The 21637-nt window shown below is 67.9% G+C and carries 20 protein-coding genes and 1 tRNA gene; 15 read left to right on the top strand and 6 right to left on the bottom strand.

The features are described from left to right. Positions 1 to 22: 22 nt before the first annotated feature. From DTQ71_RS09020 to ypfJ, 4 genes are all read right to left on the bottom strand, one after another. The gene (locus DTQ71_RS09020; protein WP_109563969.1) at positions 23 to 454 is read right to left on the bottom strand and encodes a hypothetical protein; all 432 of its coding nucleotides are present in this window, start codon (positions 452 to 454) and stop codon (positions 23 to 25) included. A 107-nt stretch (positions 455 to 561) separates the two neighbouring features. Then, positions 562 to 2340: a Hint domain-containing protein gene (locus DTQ71_RS09015; RefSeq protein ID WP_109563968.1), complete on the bottom strand. Its 1779-nt coding sequence runs from the start codon at positions 2338 to 2340 to the stop codon at positions 562 to 564. Between the two features lie 763 nt (positions 2341 to 3103). Further along, positions 3104 to 3188, bottom strand: a tRNA-Leu gene (locus DTQ71_RS09010). 44 nt (positions 3189 to 3232) lie between these two features. Beyond that, on the bottom strand, positions 3233 to 4099 hold the full coding sequence (ypfJ, locus tag DTQ71_RS09005; RefSeq protein WP_109563967.1) for a KPN_02809 family neutral zinc metallopeptidase: 867 nt from the start codon (positions 4097 to 4099) through the stop codon (positions 3233 to 3235). A 72-nt stretch (positions 4100 to 4171) separates the two neighbouring features. On the opposite strand from ypfJ, the gene DTQ71_RS09000 reads away from it, so the two are divergent. Both DTQ71_RS09000 and DTQ71_RS08995 read left to right on the top strand, forming a co-directional pair. After that, entirely contained in the window at positions 4172 to 4750 is a 579-nt protein-coding gene (locus DTQ71_RS09000; RefSeq protein WP_109563966.1) for a YqaA family protein, read from the top strand. Then, positions 4747 to 5214 carry a disulfide bond formation protein B gene (locus DTQ71_RS08995; protein ID WP_109563965.1) on the top strand — a complete coding sequence of 156 codons (468 nt, stop codon included), beginning with the start codon at positions 4747 to 4749 and terminating at the stop codon, positions 5212 to 5214. Before DTQ71_RS09000 ends, DTQ71_RS08995 begins: the two co-directional genes overlap by 4 nt. Positions 5215 to 5538: 324 nt before the next feature. On the opposite strand, the gene DTQ71_RS08990 is transcribed toward DTQ71_RS08995, so the two are convergent. After that, positions 5539 to 5817 (bottom strand): usg protein, encoded by a 279-nt coding sequence (locus tag DTQ71_RS08990; protein ID WP_172500047.1) that lies wholly within the window; start codon positions 5815 to 5817, stop codon positions 5539 to 5541. Between the two features lie 202 nt (positions 5818 to 6019). Here DTQ71_RS08990 and gyrA point away from each other — a divergent pair, with 202 nt between their 5' ends. The 5 genes from gyrA to gluQRS all read left to right on the top strand — a co-directional run bounded on the left by gyrA (position 6020) and on the right by gluQRS (position 12626). Continuing rightward, positions 6020 to 8779 (top strand): DNA gyrase subunit A, encoded by a 2760-nt coding sequence (gene gyrA / locus DTQ71_RS08985; RefSeq protein WP_109563964.1) that lies wholly within the window; start codon positions 6020 to 6022, stop codon positions 8777 to 8779. Positions 8780 to 8893: 114 nt separating this feature from the next. Next, positions 8894 to 9736, top strand: a complete 843-nt coding sequence (locus tag DTQ71_RS08980) for a LysR family transcriptional regulator (protein ID WP_109563963.1) — start codon at positions 8894 to 8896, stop codon at positions 9734 to 9736. Positions 9737 to 9775: 39 nt separating this feature from the next. Continuing rightward, the gene (gene trmFO, locus DTQ71_RS08975) at positions 9776 to 11125 is read left to right on the top strand and encodes a methylenetetrahydrofolate--tRNA-(uracil(54)-C(5))-methyltransferase (FADH(2)-oxidizing) TrmFO (RefSeq protein ID WP_109563962.1); all 1350 of its coding nucleotides are present in this window, start codon (positions 9776 to 9778) and stop codon (positions 11123 to 11125) included. Further along, on the top strand, positions 11122 to 11733 hold the full coding sequence (locus DTQ71_RS08970) for a class I SAM-dependent DNA methyltransferase (RefSeq protein WP_109563961.1): 612 nt from the start codon (positions 11122 to 11124) through the stop codon (positions 11731 to 11733). Before trmFO ends, DTQ71_RS08970 begins: the two co-directional genes overlap by 4 nt. Continuing rightward, the gene (gluQRS, locus tag DTQ71_RS08965; protein WP_109563960.1) at positions 11730 to 12626 is read left to right on the top strand and encodes a tRNA glutamyl-Q(34) synthetase GluQRS; all 897 of its coding nucleotides are present in this window, start codon (positions 11730 to 11732) and stop codon (positions 12624 to 12626) included. The genes DTQ71_RS08970 and gluQRS overlap by 4 nt, the downstream gene beginning before the upstream one ends. 176 nt (positions 12627 to 12802) lie before the next feature. On the opposite strand, the gene DTQ71_RS08960 is transcribed toward gluQRS, so the two are convergent. Next, a complete protein-coding gene (locus DTQ71_RS08960) occupies positions 12803 to 13963 on the bottom strand; it encodes a M20 aminoacylase family protein (protein ID WP_109563959.1) in 1161 nt (386 codons plus the stop codon). Positions 13964 to 14018: 55 nt separating this feature from the next. Between DTQ71_RS08960 and mazG the strand changes: the two genes are divergently transcribed. The 8 genes from mazG to DTQ71_RS08920 all read left to right on the top strand — a co-directional run bounded on the left by mazG (position 14019) and on the right by DTQ71_RS08920 (position 21599). Next, the gene (gene mazG / locus DTQ71_RS08955; RefSeq protein WP_109563958.1) at positions 14019 to 14819 is read left to right on the top strand and encodes a nucleoside triphosphate pyrophosphohydrolase; all 801 of its coding nucleotides are present in this window, start codon (positions 14019 to 14021) and stop codon (positions 14817 to 14819) included. A gap of 102 nt (positions 14820 to 14921) precedes the next feature. Beyond that, positions 14922 to 15866, top strand: a complete 945-nt coding sequence (locus DTQ71_RS08950) for a nucleoside hydrolase (RefSeq protein ID WP_109563957.1) — start codon at positions 14922 to 14924, stop codon at positions 15864 to 15866. A 69-nt stretch (positions 15867 to 15935) separates the two neighbouring features. Continuing rightward, entirely contained in the window at positions 15936 to 17324 is a 1389-nt protein-coding gene (locus DTQ71_RS08945) for a protein adenylyltransferase SelO (RefSeq protein ID WP_109563956.1), read from the top strand. 350 nt (positions 17325 to 17674) lie between these two features. Continuing rightward, on the top strand, positions 17675 to 17971 hold the full coding sequence (locus tag DTQ71_RS08940; RefSeq protein WP_109563955.1) for a PilZ domain-containing protein: 297 nt from the start codon (positions 17675 to 17677) through the stop codon (positions 17969 to 17971). Positions 17972 to 18068: 97 nt separating this feature from the next. Continuing rightward, positions 18069 to 18941: a DMT family transporter gene (locus tag DTQ71_RS08935; RefSeq protein ID WP_109563954.1), complete on the top strand. Its 873-nt coding sequence runs from the start codon at positions 18069 to 18071 to the stop codon at positions 18939 to 18941. Positions 18942 to 18982: 41 nt separating this feature from the next. Beyond that, positions 18983 to 20260, top strand: a complete 1278-nt coding sequence (gene eno, locus DTQ71_RS08930; RefSeq protein WP_109563953.1) for a phosphopyruvate hydratase — start codon at positions 18983 to 18985, stop codon at positions 20258 to 20260. Next, positions 20257 to 21168: a DMT family transporter gene (locus DTQ71_RS08925; protein WP_109563952.1), complete on the top strand. Its 912-nt coding sequence runs from the start codon at positions 20257 to 20259 to the stop codon at positions 21166 to 21168. Before eno ends, DTQ71_RS08925 begins: the two co-directional genes overlap by 4 nt. Beyond that, entirely contained in the window at positions 21165 to 21599 is a 435-nt protein-coding gene (locus tag DTQ71_RS08920) for a cupin domain-containing protein (RefSeq protein ID WP_109563951.1), read from the top strand. The genes DTQ71_RS08925 and DTQ71_RS08920 overlap by 4 nt, the downstream gene beginning before the upstream one ends. Positions 21600 to 21637: the final 38 nt, after the last annotated feature.

The raw sequence follows: 21637 nt of genomic DNA, 5'->3' as shown, positions 1-21637 counted from the left end.
GCCCCGTCGGGCAAGTCGTCGGTCAGAGAACCTCGCCGACCTGCTTTTCCTGCCGCGAGTAAAGATAGATGAGGAAGCTGAGCGCCAGCACCAACCCCATCGTCACCCAGGTCAGCCAGCCGCCGCCCACCAGGACCAGTAGCGTCGGATCGGCGAAGAAGGCCGCCCAGACCATCAGGGTCGCGAGCGCAAAAAATGAAAAGCCCAGCATCCAGACCGCCGGACGAAGATGCGCCAGCAGACAGAGCGCGCCCACAAGCGCCAGCGTAGCCTGAACCGCCCAGACGCCATGCACCCAGTCCGGGACCGCCCGGAGCCAGTCGATCTGCTCGGCCGGATAGAGCTCCAGCCAGCCCTGCACGAGACCGTAGGAGATCATCACGTATTCGGCCATCGACAACAGGCCGAAGACGAGGGCGATCAGCCCCATGACGTAGAAATGCCAGCGCCGCATGATCCCTCCGAGTCAGACACGAGCCGGAATTAGCACGGTTCGCGTGCCCCACAAACCGAAAGGGGCGCGGTCTCCCACGCCCCTCCCGTCTTGCGACCCGGCAGAGGTCAATGGTTCAGCAACGCCGCTTCCCGGCGCTTGAGCGCTCGGCGCGCAGCGACATAGCCATCGCGGCCCGCTTCCTCGCGCAGGTCGGGGAAGAGCGACAGCAATTCCTCCCGCTGCGCGTCCTGGAGTCCCGCGAGGGAGTCGTCACCGGGCTGGAAGCTCTCGGTCCAGGCGCCGTCGGACAGGATCACCTGATGGGCGTCGAACATGACGTGGATGTAGGAGACGGCGCGGGGCGCCATCCGCTCGATCGCGCGACGGCCGACCAGATGCTTGGCGGCGATCAGAACCTCGCGCTCCTCGAAATAGAGCAGGGCGTCATCGTCCACGACCAGCACGCGATGCTGCGGCGACACGATCATGTCCCGCTCCGGCAGTCCGTGGCCCAGCGCGCCCTGGCGGATCAGCACGGGGCACCACGCGTCGGTGGCAACCATTTCGGCGAGGGTCACATCGCGGCGGCCGATCCAGCGGATCGTCTGCATCCCGTTGTCGCGGGTGATGACCCGGTCACCGACCCGCAGCGCCTCGACCGGCACTTCGCCCTGGGGCGTCGCGATCAGCGTGCCGGGGGTGAAGCAGGGCGGCGCCTTCTTCTCGTCGCAGATGTTGCAGTCTTCCTTCTCCGTCTTGACCCTCTCGATGCCGTCGAACTTGGCCGTCGAGTCGTCGTCGAAGGTAATGATGCCGCTTTCCTTGTCTTCGGAGGTGTAGTCGATCTTCGTGAACGCGGTGTGGCTGAGGTCGAGCACGTCGTAATCGTCGCCTTCCTCGCCGCCGGAGATCATGTCGCCCGAGGTCGCCCCGACGATGATGTCGCGATCCGCGCCGCCATCGATCATGTCGGCGCCTTCGCCGCCCTTCAGCGTGTCGTCGCCCGCGTCGCCGGTGATCGTGTCGTTGCCCTCGCCGCCGAGGACGCAATCGTCGCCCTCCTCGCCGAAGACCATGTCGTCGCCGCGGTCGCCCGACATGGTGTCGTTGCCCTCGCCGCCCCACATCCAGTCATTGCCGTCCTGCCCATTGGCGCAGTCGTCGCCGCGGAACATGATGATCTCGTCCATGCCGCGGCCACCGAAGGCGGTGTCGTTGCCGAGGCCGCCGGTCAGCGTGTCCATTCCGGCTTCACCATAGAGCAGGTCGTCGCCGTGCTCCCCGCGCACAAGGTCGTTGCCGTCGCCCGCATAGACGGTGTCGTTGCCATCGAAGGCGGTGACGAAGTCGTCGTCGCCGGTCGTGCCCTTGACGCCGATCGCATCGTTGCCGTCGATCACGTCGCCGTCCTCATCGACATAGCTGTCGTCGATCAGGTCGCCCGCGACGGTGCCGTTGACGATGCCGTCCGGGGCGATGGCGTTCGTGAAGGAAAAGTCTTCGATGCCGCCGGAGCCGGAGAAATGTACGTCCACCTTGACCGCACCGGGGACGTTCAAGTCGATTTCGAGAAGCTCGCTCGGGTCGAGCCCCCCATCCGCGCCGAACTCTTGCTCGAAGAGGATGCGGCCCGCCGCGTCATAGATGGTGATCTGGGCGCTTCCAGTAATCTCGGCCAGGGTGACGCCGTTCAGGATGACCTTGCCGTCGAACTCGAAGGAGAGGGTCGAGCCGCCCTCTTCCTCGCTCTCAGGATCGGCGTGGATGCTGCCGCTTTCGGACACCCTCGCCGAGGAGCCGTCGCCCGACGTGATCGTCACGCCCCAATCCGCGAAATAATCGGGGCCGAGCGTGCCGGCGGGCAGGTTGTCGAAGCTGATGGTGGTCTTGGTCGGTTCGGTCATGACAGAGGCTCCTTACTCCGCGCGCGCATGCGAGCCGCGCGCGGCGGCCGAACGGGAAAACACAATGAACGGGCTGTCGCCCGGGCGTCCGGGTTCGATTGCATCGAGAGGTCGTGGGGTCGTCATGGCGACGTGACTCCGTTCGGTCCTTTGGTGCCCGGGCTGACGGAGCAAAGCGGCAAGACAGAATACCGGCGCGGTCAGGCACTCACCGAACACCCGACGCCAAGGGCCATGACCGGTGCCAAATGCCAGTCAATTCCCATGAACGACGCGCGCCCGGAAAGACACTCGTCACACGCGGCCACCCCCGCAGCCAGCAGACTCCGCCCCCCAAAAACGAGGCGTGTAAGAAAGTTAGCCGATGAGATGGCCTCTAGGAAGAGGATTGCGGCAACCATTGGTTAACGCCGCCCCGGCGCGGCCGCAGCCGCGCCGTCTTTTCGCCGAAATCCGTTGAGACCGACCCGAGATCATATCGCATTTGGAAACAGTGCCTGAGCCACGCAATCGGCACGCGATCATTGCCTCGGCCTGCTTTTACAGGCGGCACACTGCACATTCGGGCCGGTTTCGCCCCGGGCTATCCCGGCCCGCCCAGGGGCGACTGTTTCCGATCCGGCTCAGATCGGCCGCCCGCTTTCACCGATATTGAAAATTCTCTGTTTCCGCCTGCGGTCCGAAGACCGAGGAAAAATCTGGTCACGGACCTGAGACAGAGATCAGCCTCGGGGCGAATCGTTGATAGGGGGAGGACTCGGCGTGGTACCCGTGGCCGGACTCGAACCGGCAAGCCTTGCGGCGGCGGATTTTGAATCCGCTGCGTCTACCAATTCCGCCACACGGGCCTTGCGCCGCCTTGGCCCCTATCCCCAGAGCGCGCGGCCGTCAATCACAGCCGATCGGTCGAGAACGTATCGCAGGCGAGAATGTCGCCCGCGCGATACCCGGTCATGAACCAGCGGGCGCGCTGCTCGGAGGTGCCATGGGTGAAGGTGTGCGGCTGCGGCACCCGGCCAGAGACGCGCGCGAGCGTGTCGTCGCCGATCTGGCGCGCGGCGTTGACGGCCTCCTCGACATCGCCGGGCTCCAGCGCGCCGAACTGCGCCTGGGCCCCGTGCGCCCAGATGCCTGCGAAGCAATCGGCCTGCAACTCGATCCGGACCGAGATCGCGTTGCTCTGCGCATCGCTGACCCGCGCGCGCAGGGCGTTGGCTTGTCCGAGAATGCCGAGTTCGTTCTGGACGTGATGGGCGATCTCATGGGCGACGACGTAGGCGGCGGCGAAATCTCCGCCCGCGCCCAGCCGCCGTTCCATCGTGGTGAAGAACGCGGTGTCGAGATAGGCCTTCCGATCCGCGGGGCAGTAGAACGGCCCGGTCGCGCCAGATGCGCCGCCGCAAGGCGATTGCGTGATCTCGGAGAAAAGCACCAGCGTCGCCGGATCGTAGCTTTCCCCGACCTGACGGTCGAAAACCTCGCCCCAAACCGCCTCCGTGTCGGCCAGCACGACCGAAACGAACTGCCCTTCTTCGATTTCGGCCGGGGTCAGCGTCCGCTCTTCTACTTCGGCGGTCTGCGGCTGCACCTGAGACAGGCCGTTGAGCAGCGGAGAGACGTCGATGCCCAGGAACCAGCCGAGCAGCAGGATAATCAGAAGCCCGCCGCCTCCGACAGGTCCGAGCCACCCGCTGTCGCCTCGGCCGCGCCGGCGTCGGTCCTCGATATTGACGCTTCCTCTGCGGCCCTTCCAACGCATGACGCCCTCCCGGTCCCGTCGCATATGGCGAACCATCTTGACCTAACTCAGGTTCCGTGTGACCGCGAGCCCATGATCCGCCGCCTTTACGATTGGACCCTGGCGCTGGCCGCCCATCCGCACGCGCTCTGGGCGCTGGCGCTCGTGAGCTTCGCCGAGAGTTCGGTCTTTCCGATCCCGCCGGATGTGATGCTGCTGCCGATGGTGCTGGCTGCGCCGCACCGCGCCTGGCTCATCGCCTTCGTCTGCACCGCCGCGTCGGTGGCGGGGGCGCTGATGGGCTATGCGATCGGCGCCTTGGCCTTCGAGACGGTGGGAGAGCCGGTACTGACGGCGCTGGGCAAGGCCGACAGCTTCGACGATTTCACCGCGACCTATAACGAATACGGCGCTTGGGTGGTGGCCATCGCGGCCTTCACGCCCCTGCCCTTCAAGGTGGTCACGATCCTGTCCGGGGCGACCGGCATGTCGGTGCCGCTGTTCCTCGTCGCCTCGGTCTTTGCACGGGCGGCGCGGTTCTTCCTCGTCGCGGGCCTGCTTTGGAAGTTCGGGCCGCCGATCCGCGTCTTCGTCGAGCGTCGTCTCGGCTTGCTATCGAGCCTCTTTGTGGTGCTTTTAATAGGCAGCTTCGTACTAGTGGGGAGCTTATGACCCGTTTCCGTCTGATCGCCGCCGCGACGTTGGGCCATGTCGGCCTGCTCGGTGGTGCGTTTCTATTTCAGGCATTCGGCTACGCGCCCTGCGCGATGTGCCTGTGGCAACGTTGGCCTCATGCCGCCGCGATCCTGTTCGGGATCGCCGCGCTGGCCGGTGTGGCGCCGCGGGTGACGGCGGCGCTGGCGGGACTTTCGGCGCTGACCACCTCCGGGATCGGCTTCTATCACGCCGGGGTGGAACAAGGCTTCTGGCCCGGCCCGACGAGTTGCACCGGGACCGGCGGCGATTTGTCCGCGCTGACCGGCGCGGATCTGCTCAGCACGGAAATTGCCGACACGGTGATCATGTGCGACGAGATCGTGTGGCAGTTGTTTTGGATCAGTATGGCGGGGTGGAACGCCCTGCTGTCTCTGGCCCTCGCGGGGATCTGGTTCATGGCGGTCCGTGCGCGGGTCTGAGCGCCGATTCGAGGTGGGACCGACGTCGCGCGCCTGAGTGGCAGCTTGGGACGGTGACGTGACCGACCGCGCCGACCGTCTCGCCCGACATATGCCGCTTCAGCCTCCGACGGCACAGGCGACCGGCACGGTGGTGTGCACCAGGCAGAACGCGTCGCCATACAGATCGGCATGCGCCGCGTTCCGCGCGGCGCGGGCCGCCCTTTGCGCCTCGCCTCGCGCGGCGGTCGAGATGCCACCGAGATCGCCGCGTCCCCCCAAGGGACCGGTGAAAATTTCGGCGCTCAGGCCAAACCGACAGCCGCTTGAGAACCAGCCGCGTCGCTAATGGACGCGGAACTCGCCCGTCACATGCCGCCACTCTCCGGGTGCGATCAGCTTGCGATGGCAGAATCGAACGGAATGGAGCGGCCCCTCGATCTCTTCCCCCCAGTATTCGATGAAGCGGAACAGGCGGGGATGATCGGGCGCGAGATCATAGTCTTGCCAGACGAAGGTATTGAGGACGCTGGGATGGTCGGGCATCCGGTAAAACATCTCCGCCGTCGTCAGCCCGTATCCGGAGAGCATGAGCTCCATCTCGCTGCGGGGTTCTTCGGTCATTGCCACTCCTTTCCTCCTGAGTCGCTGCCTCCCAGGGTTCAGTCTGGCACGACGCTCTTTCTAATCAATGAAAACAAGCTGCTGGCAGGTCGGCCCGGTGGCTGCCAAATCTTGCCACAGCGACACGTTGAGACCACATAAGGTGGGTGCTAGAAGCGATCACAACGAGATATCGGGCCGAAGGCGCCAGGCGGAGACGAGCATGAGTGACGAGCCGACCACACCCGAAGATGACGGCGACGCCCCGCGCGAGGTCATGCCCCATGACGGCCCCACCGTGGCCATCGTGGACGAGATGCGCGCGTCCTTTCTGGACTACGCGATGTCGGTCATCATCTCCCGCGCGATCCCCGATCTGCGCGACGGGTTGAAGCCGGTGCACCGGCGCATCCTCTATGCGATGCACGAGACCGGAAACACGCATGACAAGCCCTACCGCAAGTCGGCGCGACCCGTGGGCGATGTGATGGGCAAGTATCACCCCCATGGCGACTCGGCGATTTACGAGGCGCTGGTGCGCATGGCGCAGGACTTCTCGATGTCGCTGCCGCTCTTGGACGGTCAGGGCAATTTCGGCTCGATGGACGGGGATAACCCGGCGGCCATGCGCTATACCGAGGTGCGGATGGACAAGCCGGCCGGCGCGCTTTTGGCCGATATCGACAAGGACACGGTCGATTTCGTCGATAACTACGACGGCAAGGACAAGGAGCCCGCCGTCCTTCCCGCCCGCTTCCCGAACATGCTGGTCAACGGCGCGGGCGGCATCGCGGTGGGCATGGCGACGAACATTCCGCCGCACAATTTGGGAGAGGTGATCGACGCCTGCCTCGCGCTGATCGAGAACCCGGACCTGACCTCCGAACAGCTCATCGACTACGTGCCCGGCCCAGACTTTCCGACCGGCGGGATCATCCTGGGCCGCTCGGGCATCCGCAAAGCCTATCTGGAAGGACGCGGCTCGGTCATCATGCGGGCCAAGACCCGGGTCGAGGAGATCCGCAAGGACCGCTACGCGATCATCGTCGACGAGGTGCCCTATCAGGTCAACAAGGCCACGATGATCCAGCGTATCGCCGACGCCGCCAAGGAAAAGCGGATCGAGGGCATCGCCCATGTCCAGGACGAGTCGGACCGCGTCGGCGTCCGCGTCGTCATCGAGCTGAAGCGCGACGCCACACCCGATGTCGTGCTCAACCAGCTGTTCCGCTTCACCCCGATGCAGACCAGCTTTCCCTGCAACATGCTGGCGCTGAACGGCGGCAAGCCGGAGCAGCTGACCCTGCGCGGCTTCCTCACCGCTTTCCTGGACTTCCGCGAGGACGTGATCGCCCGCCGCACCGCCTATCTGCTCAACGAGGCGCGGGATCGGGCGCATGTGCTCTGCGGTCTGGCGGTTGCGGTGTCGAACGTGGACGAGGTGGTCGCGACCATCCGCGCCTCCGCCGACACGCCCGACGCCCGCCGCCGCCTGATGGAGCGGCGCTGGCCCGCCGGCGAGATCCTGCCCTATATCGAGCTGATCGACGACCCGACCCACACGCCCAACGACGACGGCACCTACAACCTGTCGGAGCGGCAGGCCCGCGCCATCCTGGAGCTGCGGCTCCAGCGCCTGACACAGCTCGGCGTCAAGGAAGTCACCGACGAGTTGGAGGAACTGGCCAAGAAGATCGTCGACTACCTCGACATCCTGGGCAGCCGCCAGCGCATCCTCGACATCATCTCGGACGAGTTGCGCGAGGTGCGCGGCCAGTTCGCCGTGGATCGCCGCACCGAGATCACCGACTGGTCCGGCGACATGGAGGACGAGGATCTTATCGAGCGCGAGGACATGGTCGTGACCATCACCGCCTCGGGCTATGCCAAGCGGACGCCTCTGCACGAGTTCCGCGCCCAGCGGCGCGGCGGCAAGGGCTTGGGCGGAATGGCCACCAAGGAGGACGACGTCGTCACGACGCTCTTCGTGGCCAACACCCACACGCCGCTTCTGTTCTTCACCACCGACGGGATGGTCTACAAACTCAAGACCTGGCGTCTGCCCCAAGGCGGACGGACGGCGCGGGGCAAGGCGCTGGTCAACCTGCTGCCGATCCAGATCGGCACGGGCATCGCCGCGATCCTGCCCATCGACCGCGACGAGGACCACTGGGACGAGCTTCAGGTCGTTTTCGCCACCGACCACGGCACGGTGCGCCGCAACCGGCTGGACGACTTCGCCAATGTGAAGGCGAACGGCAAGATCGCCATGAAGTTCGAGGGGGACACCGAGGGCTGGAAACTCATCAACGCGCGCATCGCCTCGAACGATGACGACGTGTTCCTCGTGACCCGCTCCGGCCGCGCGATCCGCTTCCCGGCGACCGATGTGCGGGTCTTCAACTCGCGCGCCTCGACCGGCGTGCGCGGGATCAAGCTGGGCGAGGACGACGCCGTCGTCTCGATGGCCGTGATCCGCCATTTCGACGCCACCTCCGAGGAGCGCACCGCCTATCTCAAGATGCGCCGCGCCATGGCCGGGCTCTCCGACGAGGCGGAGGGCGAGGAGGAAGAGGCCCCGGCCGACCCCAATTTCTCGAACGAGCGCTATGTCGAGATGTCCGCCGCCGAAGACCTGATCCTCACGATCACCGAGGGCGGCGCGGGCAAGCTGTCGTCGTCGCATGACTATCCCGTGCGCGGGCGCGGCGGCATGGGCGTCAGCGCCCAGGACAAGGCCGCGCGCGGCGGGGCCATCGTCTCGGCCTTCCCGGTCGACATGGACGACCAGATCATGCTCGCCACCTCGACCGGCCAGTCGATCCGCGTGCCGGTGGACGGCATCTCCTTCCGCTCGCGCAGTGCCGGGGGCGTCCGCGTCTTCGACACGCGCGGCGGCGAGAAGGTCGTCTCGGTTGCCCGTGTCGCCGATTCCGGCACGGCGGCGGACGCCGAGGGGGCATCGGAGGGCGGCGATACCTGACAGGGCGGCCCCTCGGGGCCGCGCGGATTTGCCATGCGCTTGGCGCTTCTCTCTATCATCCGATGTAGTCTAGGTTGAATCGCGAACGGTGATTCACCCTCGAGGAGCGGCGCGATGCACCTGGAAAACTGGGACGATCTGAAGTTCGTCCTCGCCATGAAGCGGCACGGCACCATGTCGGCTGCGGCGCGCCATCTCAACACCAACGTCGCCACCGTCTCCCGCCGCCTGGACCGTATGAGCCAGGAGTTGGACCTGCCGCTTTTCAAGAAGCGCGGCCAGGGCTTTGTCAGCACCTCGGCCGCCGACCGTCTGGCCGAGGTCGCCGAGGCGATCGAGCACCGCCTGCGCTCCGAGATCGGGACGATCCGCTCCATCGACAAGACGGCGCGGATCGGGCTGGACATCGCGGCCCCGCCCGCGGTGCATACCCATTACCTGCTCCCGCGGCTCCCGGAGCTGGTGCATCTCTTTCCGAACGTCGTCATCACCCTGACCGACAAGGTCTTTGCCCAAGGCTTGGGCGAGGCGGATATCCAGATCCGCATCGGCCGGCCCGAGGGCGGACGCCTCAAGGCACGCAAGTTCCGCGATTACGCCATGAGGGTCTATCACGGACGCGACCACGTCCTGAATGGGGAGTGGATCGGGCTGTCGAACCGCTATCCGGACGCGAACCTTCTCAAGGAGATCTATCGCGACGCCCGGGACGAACCGCGCTACCGGGTCGAGGAGATGCCCCTGGTCCATCAGCTGATCCGCATGACCGGCCTTCCCGGCGTGCTGCCGGATTTCTCGGTCGCCCCCAGCGACGGCTTCGTCGCCGCCCAGCTGGAGGGCAACAGCATTCAGGGCGAACTTTGGATCACCTATCACGAGACCCGCCATAACGACGCGATCCTGCGGTCGGTGGTCGACTGGATCTGCCGGACAGAGCCGCCCGCGGGTCACGCCTGACCCCTCCCCTTCGCGCGCGCGGCGGTCTATGTTGGGCCCATGACCGAGACACTTCACATCGTCGGCGGCGGCATGGCCGGCTCCGAAGCCGCATGGCAGGCCGCGCAGGCGGGCGTGCCCGTCGTCATCCACGAAATGCGCCCAAAGGTCGGCACCTTCGCCCACCGCACCGGCAGCCTGGCCGAGATGGTCTGCTCCAACTCCTTCCGCTCCGACGACTCGGAGCAGAACGCCGTGGGCCTGCTCCATTGGGAGATGCGCGCGGCAGGCGGTCTGATCATGGAGATGGCCGACCGTCACCGCCTGCCCGCGGGCGGCGCGCTCGCCGTCGATCGCGATCCCTTCGCCGAGGCCGTGACGGAGCGGCTGCGCGCCCATCCCCTGGTCGAGGTCGTCGGCGAGGAAGTGAGCGCGCTCCCCCGCGCCGGCCATTGGATCATCGCCACCGGCCCCCTGACCGGCAGCGCGCTGGCCCAGGCCATCGCGGACGAAGCCGGGCAGGACAGCCTCGCCTTCTTCGACGCCATCGCGCCCATCGTCCATGCCGACACGATCGACATGGACGTCGCCTGGCGGCAGTCCCGCTATGACAAGGGCGAGACCGAGGAAGAGCGGACCGCCTATATCAACTGCCCGATGACCAAGGAGCAGTACGAGGCGTTCATCGACGCCCTGCTCGCCGCTGAGAAGACGGAGTTCAAGCCGGGCGAGACGGCGGGCTATTTCGACGGCTGCCTGCCCATCGAGGTCATGGCCGAGCGCGGGCGCGAGACGCTGCGCTTCGGCCCGATGAAGCCCGTGGGCCTGACCAATCCACATGCGCCGGACCGCAAGCCCTATGCCGTGGTGCAGCTGCGCCGGGACAACGCGCTGGGCACGCTCTACAACATCGTCGGCTTTCAAACCAAGATGAAGTACGGCGCGCAAAAGGCTGTTTTTGCGATGATCCCCGGGCTGGAGAACGCCGCCTTCGCCCGTCTCGGCGGCATCCACCGCAACACCTTCATCAACTCGCCCACGCTGCTCGACGCGCAGATGCGCCTGCGCTCCAAGCCGCATATCCGCTTCGCCGGCCAGATCACCGGGGTGGAGGGCTATGTCGAGTCGGCCGCGATGGGCCTGCTGGCCGGACGTCTGGCCGCGGCAGAGATCCAGGGCCGCACCCTGCCCGACATCCCCGCGACGACGGCGATGGGCGCGCTCGTCACCCACATCACCGGCGGTGCGGAGGCGAAGACCTTCCAGCCGATGAACGTCAATTTCGGCCTGTTTCCCCCGGTCGACGCGCGCGGCGGGCGGCGCAACCGGAAGGAGCGCTACAAGCTCTATACCGACCGGGCCAAGGCGGCCTGGACGGAGTGGCTCGGGCTCAAGGTGGCCGCGGAATGAGCGGGTCGATGCCAAAGGGGCTCTGGGCGCCCCGCCCGCCGGAGGAGACGCGCGACCTCTATTCGCAATGGGCCGGCAATTACGACGCCGATGTGCTAGCCGCGGGCTATGCCACGCCGATGCGCGCCGCCGCCGCGCTCGCCGATCACCTGGAAGACCGGACCGCTCCGGTCTTCGATTTCGGCTGCGGAACGGGGTTATCGGGCGCGGCCTTGGCCGAGGCGGGCTTCACCACCATCGACGGCACCGACGTGACCCCCGAAATGCTGGAGGAGGCCCGGGCCAAGGGCGTCTATCGCAAGCTGCTCCCCGGGACCCTGGGCGAGGTGCCCGATTTGACCGGCCATGCCGCGGTGACGGCGGTCGGGGTCGTCAGCATCGGCGCGGCGCCTGCCGAGACGCTGACCGCGCTCCTGGACAGGATGGCCCCCGGGGCGCTGCTGGCCTTCAGCTATAACGAGGCGACCCTGGCGCAGGCGGACTATCAGACGGCGCTGATGGAGGCGCAGCTGGCCGGGCACAGGATCCTTTGGGCGCAGCACGGCCCCCATCTGCCGGAGAAAGAGGGCGCGCGCGCCTCCACGGTCTACGTCCTGCGCCGGGCGTGAAGACGCGCTTCGCGCCCTCGCCCACCGGGCCGCTGCATCTGGGTCACGCCTGGTCCGCCTGGATGGCCCATGACATGGCGCGGGCCGCGGGCGGCGCGTTCCTGCTGCGGATCGAGGATATCGACCGGCAGCGCTCCAAGCTCGAATGGGAAGACCAGCTCAAGCGCGATCTGGAATGGCTGGGCATCGAGTGGGACGCCCCTCCGATGCGCCAGTCCGAGCGGATGGAGAGCTATCGCGCGGCGCTCGGCGATCTCTGGAGACGCGGATTGCTTTATCCCTGCACCTGCACGCGGCGGGACATTGCCGCGGCAATCTCGGCCCCGCAGGAGGGCGCCGGCCCCGACGGCCCGATCTATCCCGGCACCTGCCGCCATCGACGCCCGGACCATGCCGAACGGCAGATGGCCCCGCCCGAGGACGCGCATCTGCGGCTTCTGATGCGGGAGGCTCTGATCGGCACGACCGAGACCCTACGGAACGGCCACGGGGGCCTGCCATTCCACGAATTCGGCGGCGTGATGGGGAGCGGGACGATCTGGACCTCCGAGGCCGATATGGAGGCGAAGGTCGGCGACGTGGTCCTGGCGCGAAAGGATTTCGGCACCTCCTACCATCTGTCTGTCGTGCTAGACGACGCCGCGCAGGGCATCACCCATGTCGTCCGCGGGGCGGATCTGTTCGAGGCGACGCCGATCCATGTGCTGCTGCAACGGCTGCTGGGCCTGCCCACGCCCGACTACCATCACCACGCGCTGGTGCGGGACGCGGCGGGCAAGCGGCTGGCCAAGCGCGACGACGCGCGCGCGATCTCGGTCTATCGGGAGGCCGGTTGGACCCCGGAGGCCCTGCGCGCGCGCCTACAGGAAAGCCTGATCGCGCCGGAGCCCTGAGCCCCCCGGCGGATCGGCCCCGTCTCGCGCCTGGCTCCGCTGTGTCAGACAGCCTCCGCGCCGCTCAAGCGCCGTGCTGCCGTCTTAGTAAGAACGGCATCCCACGCGCACGGCAGAGAGCCGCGTCTTAGCCCGCAGCGCGTCCGTCCCGGTGACAGGCCAATCGACCCCGGTCGTCACAGCGGCTGCGCCATCTCCACCGCGCGCGCGAAGAAGCTGGCGCCGACCGGCGCCACCGCGTCGTTGAAGTCGTATTCCGGGTGATGCAGCACCGGCCCCGGCCCCGCGCCCAGGAAGAGATAGGCGCCCGGACGGGCGTTCAGCATGTAGCTGAAATCCTCCGCCCCCATCTCGCGCCCCGCATCCGGGGTCACGCGCGCCGCGCCCACGACATCAGCGGCGACCTCGGCCGCGAACCGCGCGCGCTCCGCATCGTTGACGGTCGCCGGATAGCCGCGCTCATAGCGGCAGATGGCGCTGACACCGTAGCTCGCCCCCTGCCCCGCGGCGATCTCGGAGAGGCGCCGCTCGACCATGTCCTGCACGACCGGATCGAAGGTGCGGACGGTGCCGCCCAGATAGGCGGTGCCGGGGACGATGTTGTCGGCGGTGCCCGCATGGATCTGCGTGACCGAGACGACCAGTTCGTCCAACGCATAATGATTGCGCGACACGATCGTCTGGATCGCCTGCCCGATGCCCAGCGCGGCGACGATCGGGTCGCGGGTCTCATGCGGCATGGCCCCGTGCCCGCCCTTGCCGGTGATGTCGATATGGAACGTGTCGACCGCCGCCATGATCGGCCCGGGCGTGGTGTAGAACGCGCCCTCGGCGAAGTTGGGCGCGTTGTGGATGCCGTAGACCTGAGCGATCTCGAAGCGGTCCATGATGCCTTCGCGGACCATGACCTCGCCGCCGCCGCCGCCCTCTTCGGCGGGCTGGAAGATCAGCGCCACGCGGCCCGAGAAATTACGCGTCTCCGCCAGATATTTCGCCGCGCCCAGCAGCATCGTGGTGTGCCCGTCATGGCCGCAGGCATGCATCTTCCCAGGCGTCTCGGAAGCGTGCTCCACCCCGGAGGCCTCGTGGATCGGCAGCGCGTCCATATCCGCCCTGAGCCCGATGGTCGGGCCGGGCCCGCGCCCCTTGATGATCGCGACGATCCCGGTCTGCGCGATGCCCTCGTGGATCTCGTCCACGCCGAAGGCGCGCAGCTTCTCCGCGACGAATCCGGCCGTCTTGGGCAGGTCGAACTGAAGCTCCGGGTTGCGGTGCAGCCAACGGCGCCATTCGCGCATCTCGGGTTCCAGGGCGGCGATGGAATTGATGACGGGCATGGCTTGTTCTCCGGGCGGGTCTCGCGCCACATGGCCCGGATCGGAGGGACGCGCAATGGACGACATCTGTCTTCGGAAAGGCGGCGGGCTGGACCGTTTGCTCGCCATCATGGCCCGGCTGCGCGACCCCAAGACGGGCTGCCCCTGGGATATCGAGCAGGATTTCGCCTCGATCGCCCCCTACACGATCGAGGAAGCCTATGAGGTCGCCGACGCCATCGAGCGCGAGGCCTGGGACGAGTTGGAGGGCGAACTGGGCGATCTGCTGCTTCAGGTCGTCTACCACGCGCGCATGGGCGAGGAGGAGGGGCGCTTCGACTTCCACGCCGTGGCCGAGCGCGTGGCGCAAAAGATGGTCGACCGGCACCCTCATATCTGGGGCGACGCCTCGCGCGACAAGTCGGCGGAGCAGCAGGTGGCCGATTGGGAAGCGGCGAAGGCACGGGAGCGGACGGGCGGTGTGCTGGACGGGGTGGCACTGGGGCTGCCGGCGCTGCTCAGGGCGGTGAAGTTGCAGAACCGGGCGGCCCGGGTCGGCTTCGACTGGCCCGAGACGGGGATGGTGCTGGATAAGCTGCGCGAGGAGGCGGCGGAACTGGTCGAGGCGCGGGAGACGCTGGGGCCCGAGGCCCTGGCCGAGGAGATGGGGGACATGCTCTTCGTCATGGCCAACCTGGCGAGGCATCTGGGCGTGGAGCCCGAGGGCGCGCTGCGGGCCGCGAACGCGAAGTTCGAGCGGCGGTTCCGGTCGATCGAGGACGCCCTGGCCGCGCAGGGCAAGACCCCGGCCGAGTCGGACCTGGCGGAGATGGATGCGCTCTGGGACGCGGCAAAGCGAGCGGAGAAGACGGAGTAGCGGAACCTCTTCCGTCCTGCCGGACATCATCGGCCCGATCCGGCGCCGAAGCTCCGAGGGGACGGGCTGGACAATCCGAGAGCGCGCGGCACAGATGTCCACATGAAAATCATCATCGACACCGACCCGGGCCAGGACGACGCCGTCGCCATCCTGCTCGCCCTCGCCTCCCCCGAGTTGGAGGTGCTGGCCGTGACCGCCGTCGCCGGAAACGTGCCGCTGCACCTGACCACACGCAACGCACGGATGGTCTGCGAACTGGCCGGGCGCGCCGACCTGCGCGTGCATGCCGGCTGCGACCGGCCCATCGCCCGTGCGCTCGTCACGGCCGAGCATGTCCACGGCAAGACCGGGCTGGACGGCGCCGAGTTGCCCGATCCCACCATGCCGCTGGCCGATGCCCATGCCGTGGACGCGATCATCGAGATCCTCCGCCGGGAGCCGCCGGGCACGGTCACGCTCTGTCCGCTGGGGCCGCTCACTAATATCGCCACCGCGCTGCACCGCGCCCCCGATATCGGCCCGCGCATCGCGCGCATCGTTCTGATGGGCGGCGCCTATTTCCAGGTGGGCAACATCACCCCCGCCGCCGAGTTCAACATCTATGTCGACCCCGAAGCGGCCCATGCCGTGTTCCGGGCGGGCATCCCCCTGACCGTCTTGCCGCTCGACGTGACGCATAAGGCGCTGACGACCCGGGCGCGCAACGAGGCCTTCCGCGCGGCGGGCCCGGTGGGGCCGGTAGTCGCCGGCTGGACCGGCTTCTTCGAGCGATACGACAAGGAGAAATACGGCACCGAGGGCGCGCCCCTGCACGATCCCTGCGTCATCGCCTGGCTGCTACAGCCCGACCTCTTTTCCGGCCGGCACGTGAACGTCGAGATCGAGGTGGACTCGCCGCTGACCCGGGGCATGACGGTCGCGGATTGGTGGGGCGTCACGGACCGGCCGAAAAACGCCACCTTCATCGGGGGGCTCGATTCGGACGGCTACTTCGCCCTGCTGACCGAGCGGATCGCCCGCTTGCCAGGGGGTGCGGCGGGGTGATCCCCGCCCTACATCGGAGTCGACCGTAGGGCGTGGCTTTGCCGCGCCGCCCCAGTTGAGGAGCCGCGCATGTTCGCCTTCGACAACAGCTATGCCCGTCTGCCAGACCGGTTCTACACCAAGATGGCGCCGACCCCCGTGGCGGCGCCCGCTTGGGTGGCGCTCAACGAAGGTCTTGCCGCGGAGATGGGGCTGGACGCCGCCGCGCTCCGCGCCGCACCCCAGGTCTTTGCCGGCAACGCCGTGCCGGAGGGCGCCGATCCGCTGGCGCAGCTCTACGCCGGGCATCAGTTCGGGGGCTGGTCGCCGCAGCTGGGCGACGGGCGCGCGATCCTCCTCGGGGAGCATGTCGCGGGTGACCGGCGCTGGGACGTGCAACTGAAGGGCTCGGGCCCCACCCCCTATAGCCGGATGGGCGACGGGCGCGCGGCGCTGGGCCCTGTGATCCGGGAATATCTCGTCTCCGAAGCGATGCACGCACTGGGGGTTCCCACGACCCGCGCCCTGGCCGCCGTCACGACCGGCGAGACGGTCCTGCGACAAGAGGGCCCCCTGCCGGGCGGCGTGCTAACCCGCGTCGCGGCGAGCCATATCCGGGTGGGCACCTTCCAGGTCTTCGCCGCGCGGGACGACGCGGACGCGCTGCGGCGGCTGCTGGACCATGCCATCGCCCGCCATGCACCCGGCGCCGAGGGGCCGATGGGCCTGCTCCGCCACGTGATGCGCGCACAGGCGAAGCTGGTCGCGCAATGGATGGGGCTGGGCTTCATCCACGGCGTGATGAACACCGACAACATGACGATCTCGGGCGAGACCATCGACTACGGTCCCTGCGCCTTCATGGAGGCCTATCACCCCGACACGGTCTTCAGCTCGATCGACCAGTTCGGCCGTTACGCCTGGAAGGCGCAGCCCGACATCGCGCTTTGGAACCTCGCGCAGCTGGCCACCGCGCTCCTGCCCCTGATGGGAGAGCGCGCGCAGGCGGTGGAGGAGGCGACCGAGGTGCTGGAGGGCTTCCGCGATCTCTACGCCGAGGCCTGGACGGAGGTCATGGCGGCGAAGATCGGGCTCGACGACATGGAGCTGGCGATGGAGCTGCTGGCGATCATGGCCGAGGGTCAGGGCGATTTCACCAACACCTTCCGCGCGTTGACCCTTGCCCCCGAGACCGCGCGCGATCAGGTCACCAACCGGGAGCGGATGGACGACTGGGTGGCGCGTTGGCAGTCCAAGGGACCGGACCGGGCCGCGATGCGGCGCGCCAACCCCGCTGTCATCCCCCGCAATCACCGCGTCGAGGAGGCGATCTCGGCCGCCTATGCCGGTGACTTCGCACCGTTTCACGCGCTCCATGCCGTGCTGGCCGACCCCTGGCAGGAGACGGAGACGAATGCGCCCTATCGCCGTCCGGCCGAACCGGGCGAAGCGGTCACGCGCACCTTTTGCGGGACGTGATGGACGGCGCCCTGCACGGCCACTAGGGGAAGGGCATGACCGCTGCTCTTCTCGAACCGCTCGCATCGCACCTGTTGCGGCTGCCGCCGCGCCGCCGGTCCCCGGGGACGTTGCCCGCGCACAGGGGGATCTGCGACGGCAGAGTCCATGCGAGGGGCGGCCTTCGGGTGCGCCACGGCTCTCGCGGCGCTGGCCGGATCGAGGGACCGCGCCGACGCCGCGCGAGAGGCCCTGCAACATGTCGAAGACCCGTCAGATGCGACAGAGAATAGACCCGCTCCCCCCCCTGCCGACGCGGGGCGGAAATGGAATTTTAGGTTTTCGGGCGCAGGATCTCTCCGACACGGTTCATGAGGTCGGTCATGGAATCCTGGCGCCCCTTTCGTCGGCCCACTCAGATGCGCATCACCCTCTCTGCGCTGGGTCGGCGCATGGATGTCAGCCTGCTCGACGTCTCCGAAAGCGGGATGAAGCTCACCTATCCCGACCTCTTGCCGACCGACGCCTTGGTCGAAGTCTCCACGCCCCGCATCGCGCGCACCGGCCGGGTCCGGTGGTCACGGCAGGGCGCCCTGGGTGTAACCCTGACGGAGCCGCTCTCGCTCGCCGAGCAGGCAGAACTGGCCGGAATGAGCTGGGGCTACTGAGCCGCCACCCTGCGCGGGAGGAGACCTGCGGCAGCGCCCTCGCCAAGACAGCCATCGGGCGCACGGCCCGGCGCGACAACGTCGCGAAGGGCCGCCCATGACACCGACGCTGCGCAGCGCCGGCCTCATGACCTTGTCCATGGGCCTCTTCGCCATCGAGGACGCGCTCATCAAATCGCTCGGGGGTGTCTTTCCGGCGGCCCAGATCGTCTGGATGCTGGGTCTGGGCGGGACGCTGGCCTTCTCCGCCTGGTTCGTCGCGACCGGCGCGGGCCTCCGCTCGCCGGTCTATCTGCGTCCCCGCGTCCTGGTCCGCACCGGATTCGAGATGGCGGGCGCGCTCTTCTTCGTCTCGGCACTGGTGCTGGCGCCGCTCGCCGTGGTGTCGGCCATCGTCCAGGCCACGCCGCTGCTGGTCGCGATCGGGGGCGCGCTGTTCCTGGGCGCGCCGGTGGGGCCGCGACGCTGGGCGGCCATCGCCGTGGGGTTCGCCGGGGTGCTTATCATCCTGCGCCCCGGCACCGACGCCGTGGACGCCTCGGCCTGGCTGGCCGTGGGCGGGATCATAGGCTTGGCCGGACGGGATCTGGCGACCCGAAACATGCCCCCCGACGCGACCGGCGCGCGCCTGACGCTGCACGCCTTCGCCGCGCTGATTGTCGGCGGCGCCGTCATGCAGGCAATCCAAGGCGCGCCGCTAGTGGTGCCGGATGCGGGCGGAGCGGCGGTCCTGCTGCTCGCCATCGCGTTCGGGACCGCGGCCTATCTCGCCATCGTCGGGGCCACGCGGACAGGCGACATCGCCATCACCGCCTCGTTCCGCTACACGCGGATGCTGTTCGCGCTGATCATCGCCGTCGTGATCTTCGGCGAGCGGCCGGATCTCTGGACGCTGGTGGGCGCGGGCATCATCGTCGCCTCGGGCTGTTACACCCTCTGGCGGGAGGCGCGGGCGGCTTCCCTTGGATGAACGCCCGCGCTAGGGACGTCCCCAAGCAACGGAGGCTAGACATGTTCACCATTACCGACATCCACGCCCGCGAGATCCTGGACAGCCGGGGCAACCCCACCGTCGAGGTGGACGTCGTGCTGGAAGACGGAACGCTGGGCCGCGCCGCCGTCCCTTCGGGCGCGTCGACCGGCGCCTATGAGGCCGTGGAAAAGCGGGACGGCGATAAGTCGCGCTACAAGGGCAAAGGCGTGCGCGGCGCGGTCGATGCGGTGAACGGAGAACTGGCCGAGACGCTGGTCGGGTTCGACGCGACCGAGCAGGAGGCCATCGACGCCGCCATGATCGAGCTCGACGGCACCGACAACAAGGGCCGCCTGGGCGCGAACGCCATCCTGGGCGTGTCGCTGGCGGTGGCCAAGGCGGCGGCCGACGCCTCTGCCCTGCCGCTCTTCCGCTATGTCGGCGGGACGTCGGCGCGGGTCCTCCCGGTGCCGATGATGAACATCATCAATGGCGGCGAGCATGCCGACAACCCGATCGACATCCAGGAATTCATGATCATGCCCGTCGCCGCCGAGACGGTGGCCGACGCGGTGCGCATGGGCTCCGAGGTGTTCCACACGCTCAAGTCGGAGCTGTCGGCCGCCGGCCTCAGCACCGGTCTGGGCGACGAGGGCGGCTTTGCACCCGACCTCCCCTCGACCCGCGAGGCGCTGGATTTCATCCTGAAATCCATCGAGAAGGCGGGCTACGCCCCCGGCGACGACATGATGCTGGCGCTCGATTGCGCGGCGACGGAATACTTTAAGGACGGCGCCTATCACCTTGAAGGTGAAGGAAAGGTGCTCTCGTCCGAGGAGAATGTCCAGTATCTCGCCGACCTCGTGCGCGACTATCCGATCCTGTCGATCGAGGACGGCATGTCCGAGGATGACTGGGAGGGCTGGGTCGCCCTGACCGAGGCGCTGGGCGGCAAGGTGCAACTGGTGGGCGACGACCTCTTCGTCACCAACCCCGCACGCCTCGCCGAGGGCATCGAGAAGGGCGCGGCCAACTCGCTGCTGGTCAAGGTCAATCAGATCGGCACCCTTTCGGAGACGATGGAGGCCGTGTCGCTCGCCCATCGCAACCGTATGACCTGCGTGATGTCGCACCGCTCGGGCGAGACCGAGGACGCGACCATCGCCGACCTCGCCGTGGCCACCAATTGCGGGCAGATCAAGACCGGCTCGCTGGCGCGGTCCGACCGGCTGGCGAAGTATAACCAGCTGATCCGCATCGAGGAGATGCTGGGCGAAACGGCCGTCTATGCGGGCCGCTCGATCTTGCGGGGATGACCGCGCGGGTCCATGTCCTCGGGCTCGACCGGCCCGTGCTGGGCATGGGCCTGATGCTCGGCTTCTGCGTATTGGCGCCGATGGGCGACGCCATCGGCAAGATGCTCGCCGAGAACCACGCGGTGATGCAGATCGTCCTCTGCCGCTTCGCGGTGCAGGCCGCCGTGCTGATCCCATTGGTCCGCGCGACCGGGCGCAGCTTCGCGATGTCGTCGTTGGGGTGGCGGCTGACGGTGCTTCGGACGGTGCTGCACGTCAACGGGCTGTGGATGATGATCACGGCGCTGACCTATCTGCCGCTTGCCGATGCCATCGCCATCGCCTTCGTCATGCCCTTCATCCTGCTGCTGCTGGGGCATTTCCTGCTAGGCGAAACGGTCGGGCGGCGGCGGCTGACCGCCTGTGCCGTGGGCTTCGGAGGCACGCTGATGGTGATGCAGCCCTCCTTCGCGGCGGTCGGTTGGCCCGCGCTCTATCCGCTCGGCGTGGCCGTCTCCTTTGCGGGCTTCATGCTGGTGACACGCCGCATCGCCGGTGAGGCGGACCCGCTGGCGATGCAGGGCATGTCCGGCACGATGGCGACTGTCGGCCTCTGCCTGCTCTACCTCATCCTGCCGTCCGAGGGGATTTTCGCTCTGACATCGATCTCGTCGGACTGGACGCTCTGGCTGGTGATGGGGCTGCTGGGAACGGGCGCGCATCTGCTGATGACCTGGTCGCTGCGCTTTGCGGAGGCCTCGACGCTGGCGCCGATGCAATATCTGGAAATCCCCATCGCGGCCATCATCGGCCTGATCGCCTTCGGCGACTGGCCCAACGGCTTGGCGCTGGCGGGGATCGGCGTGACGATCGGAACGGGGCTCTACATCCTGTGGCGCGAGAACGCCGACGGGAGGGCGCGCGCATGACGGAACGGAGCGCCGCGGAGGTGATCGCCGCGCTCGATCTGGCCCCGCACCCGGAAGGCGGCTGGTATCGGCAGACCTGGGAGGCCGAGGCCTCGGCGGGGGCGCGCCCCGCCGGAACCGCCATCCTGTTCTTGCTGGCCGAGGGCGAGCGGAGCCATTGGCACCGGGTGGACGCCGCCGAGGTCTGGCTCTGGCATGCGGGGGCGCCGCTGGTGCTGTCGCGGGCCGAGACCGAAGCGGGCCCCGCGACGGAAGTGACGCTGGGCGCGGACCTGACCTTCCAGGCCGTCGTGGAGCCTTGGCATTGGCAAGCGGCGCGCACGACCGGCGCCTGGTCGCTGGTCAGTTGCACCGTCTCGCCGGGCTTCCGCTTCGATGGGTTCGAACTGGCGCCCCCAGGTTTCGACATCCCCAGGGGGGCGGCGGGGTAAAACCCCGCCCTACGGGGCGCTTGTAGGGCGGGGTTTTT

The organism is Jannaschia seohaensis (genome assembly GCF_900116765.1).
Lineage (GTDB): Bacteria > Pseudomonadota > Alphaproteobacteria > Rhodobacterales > Rhodobacteraceae > Jannaschia > Jannaschia seohaensis.
This window is presented reverse-complemented; position numbering and strand designations above follow the sequence as displayed.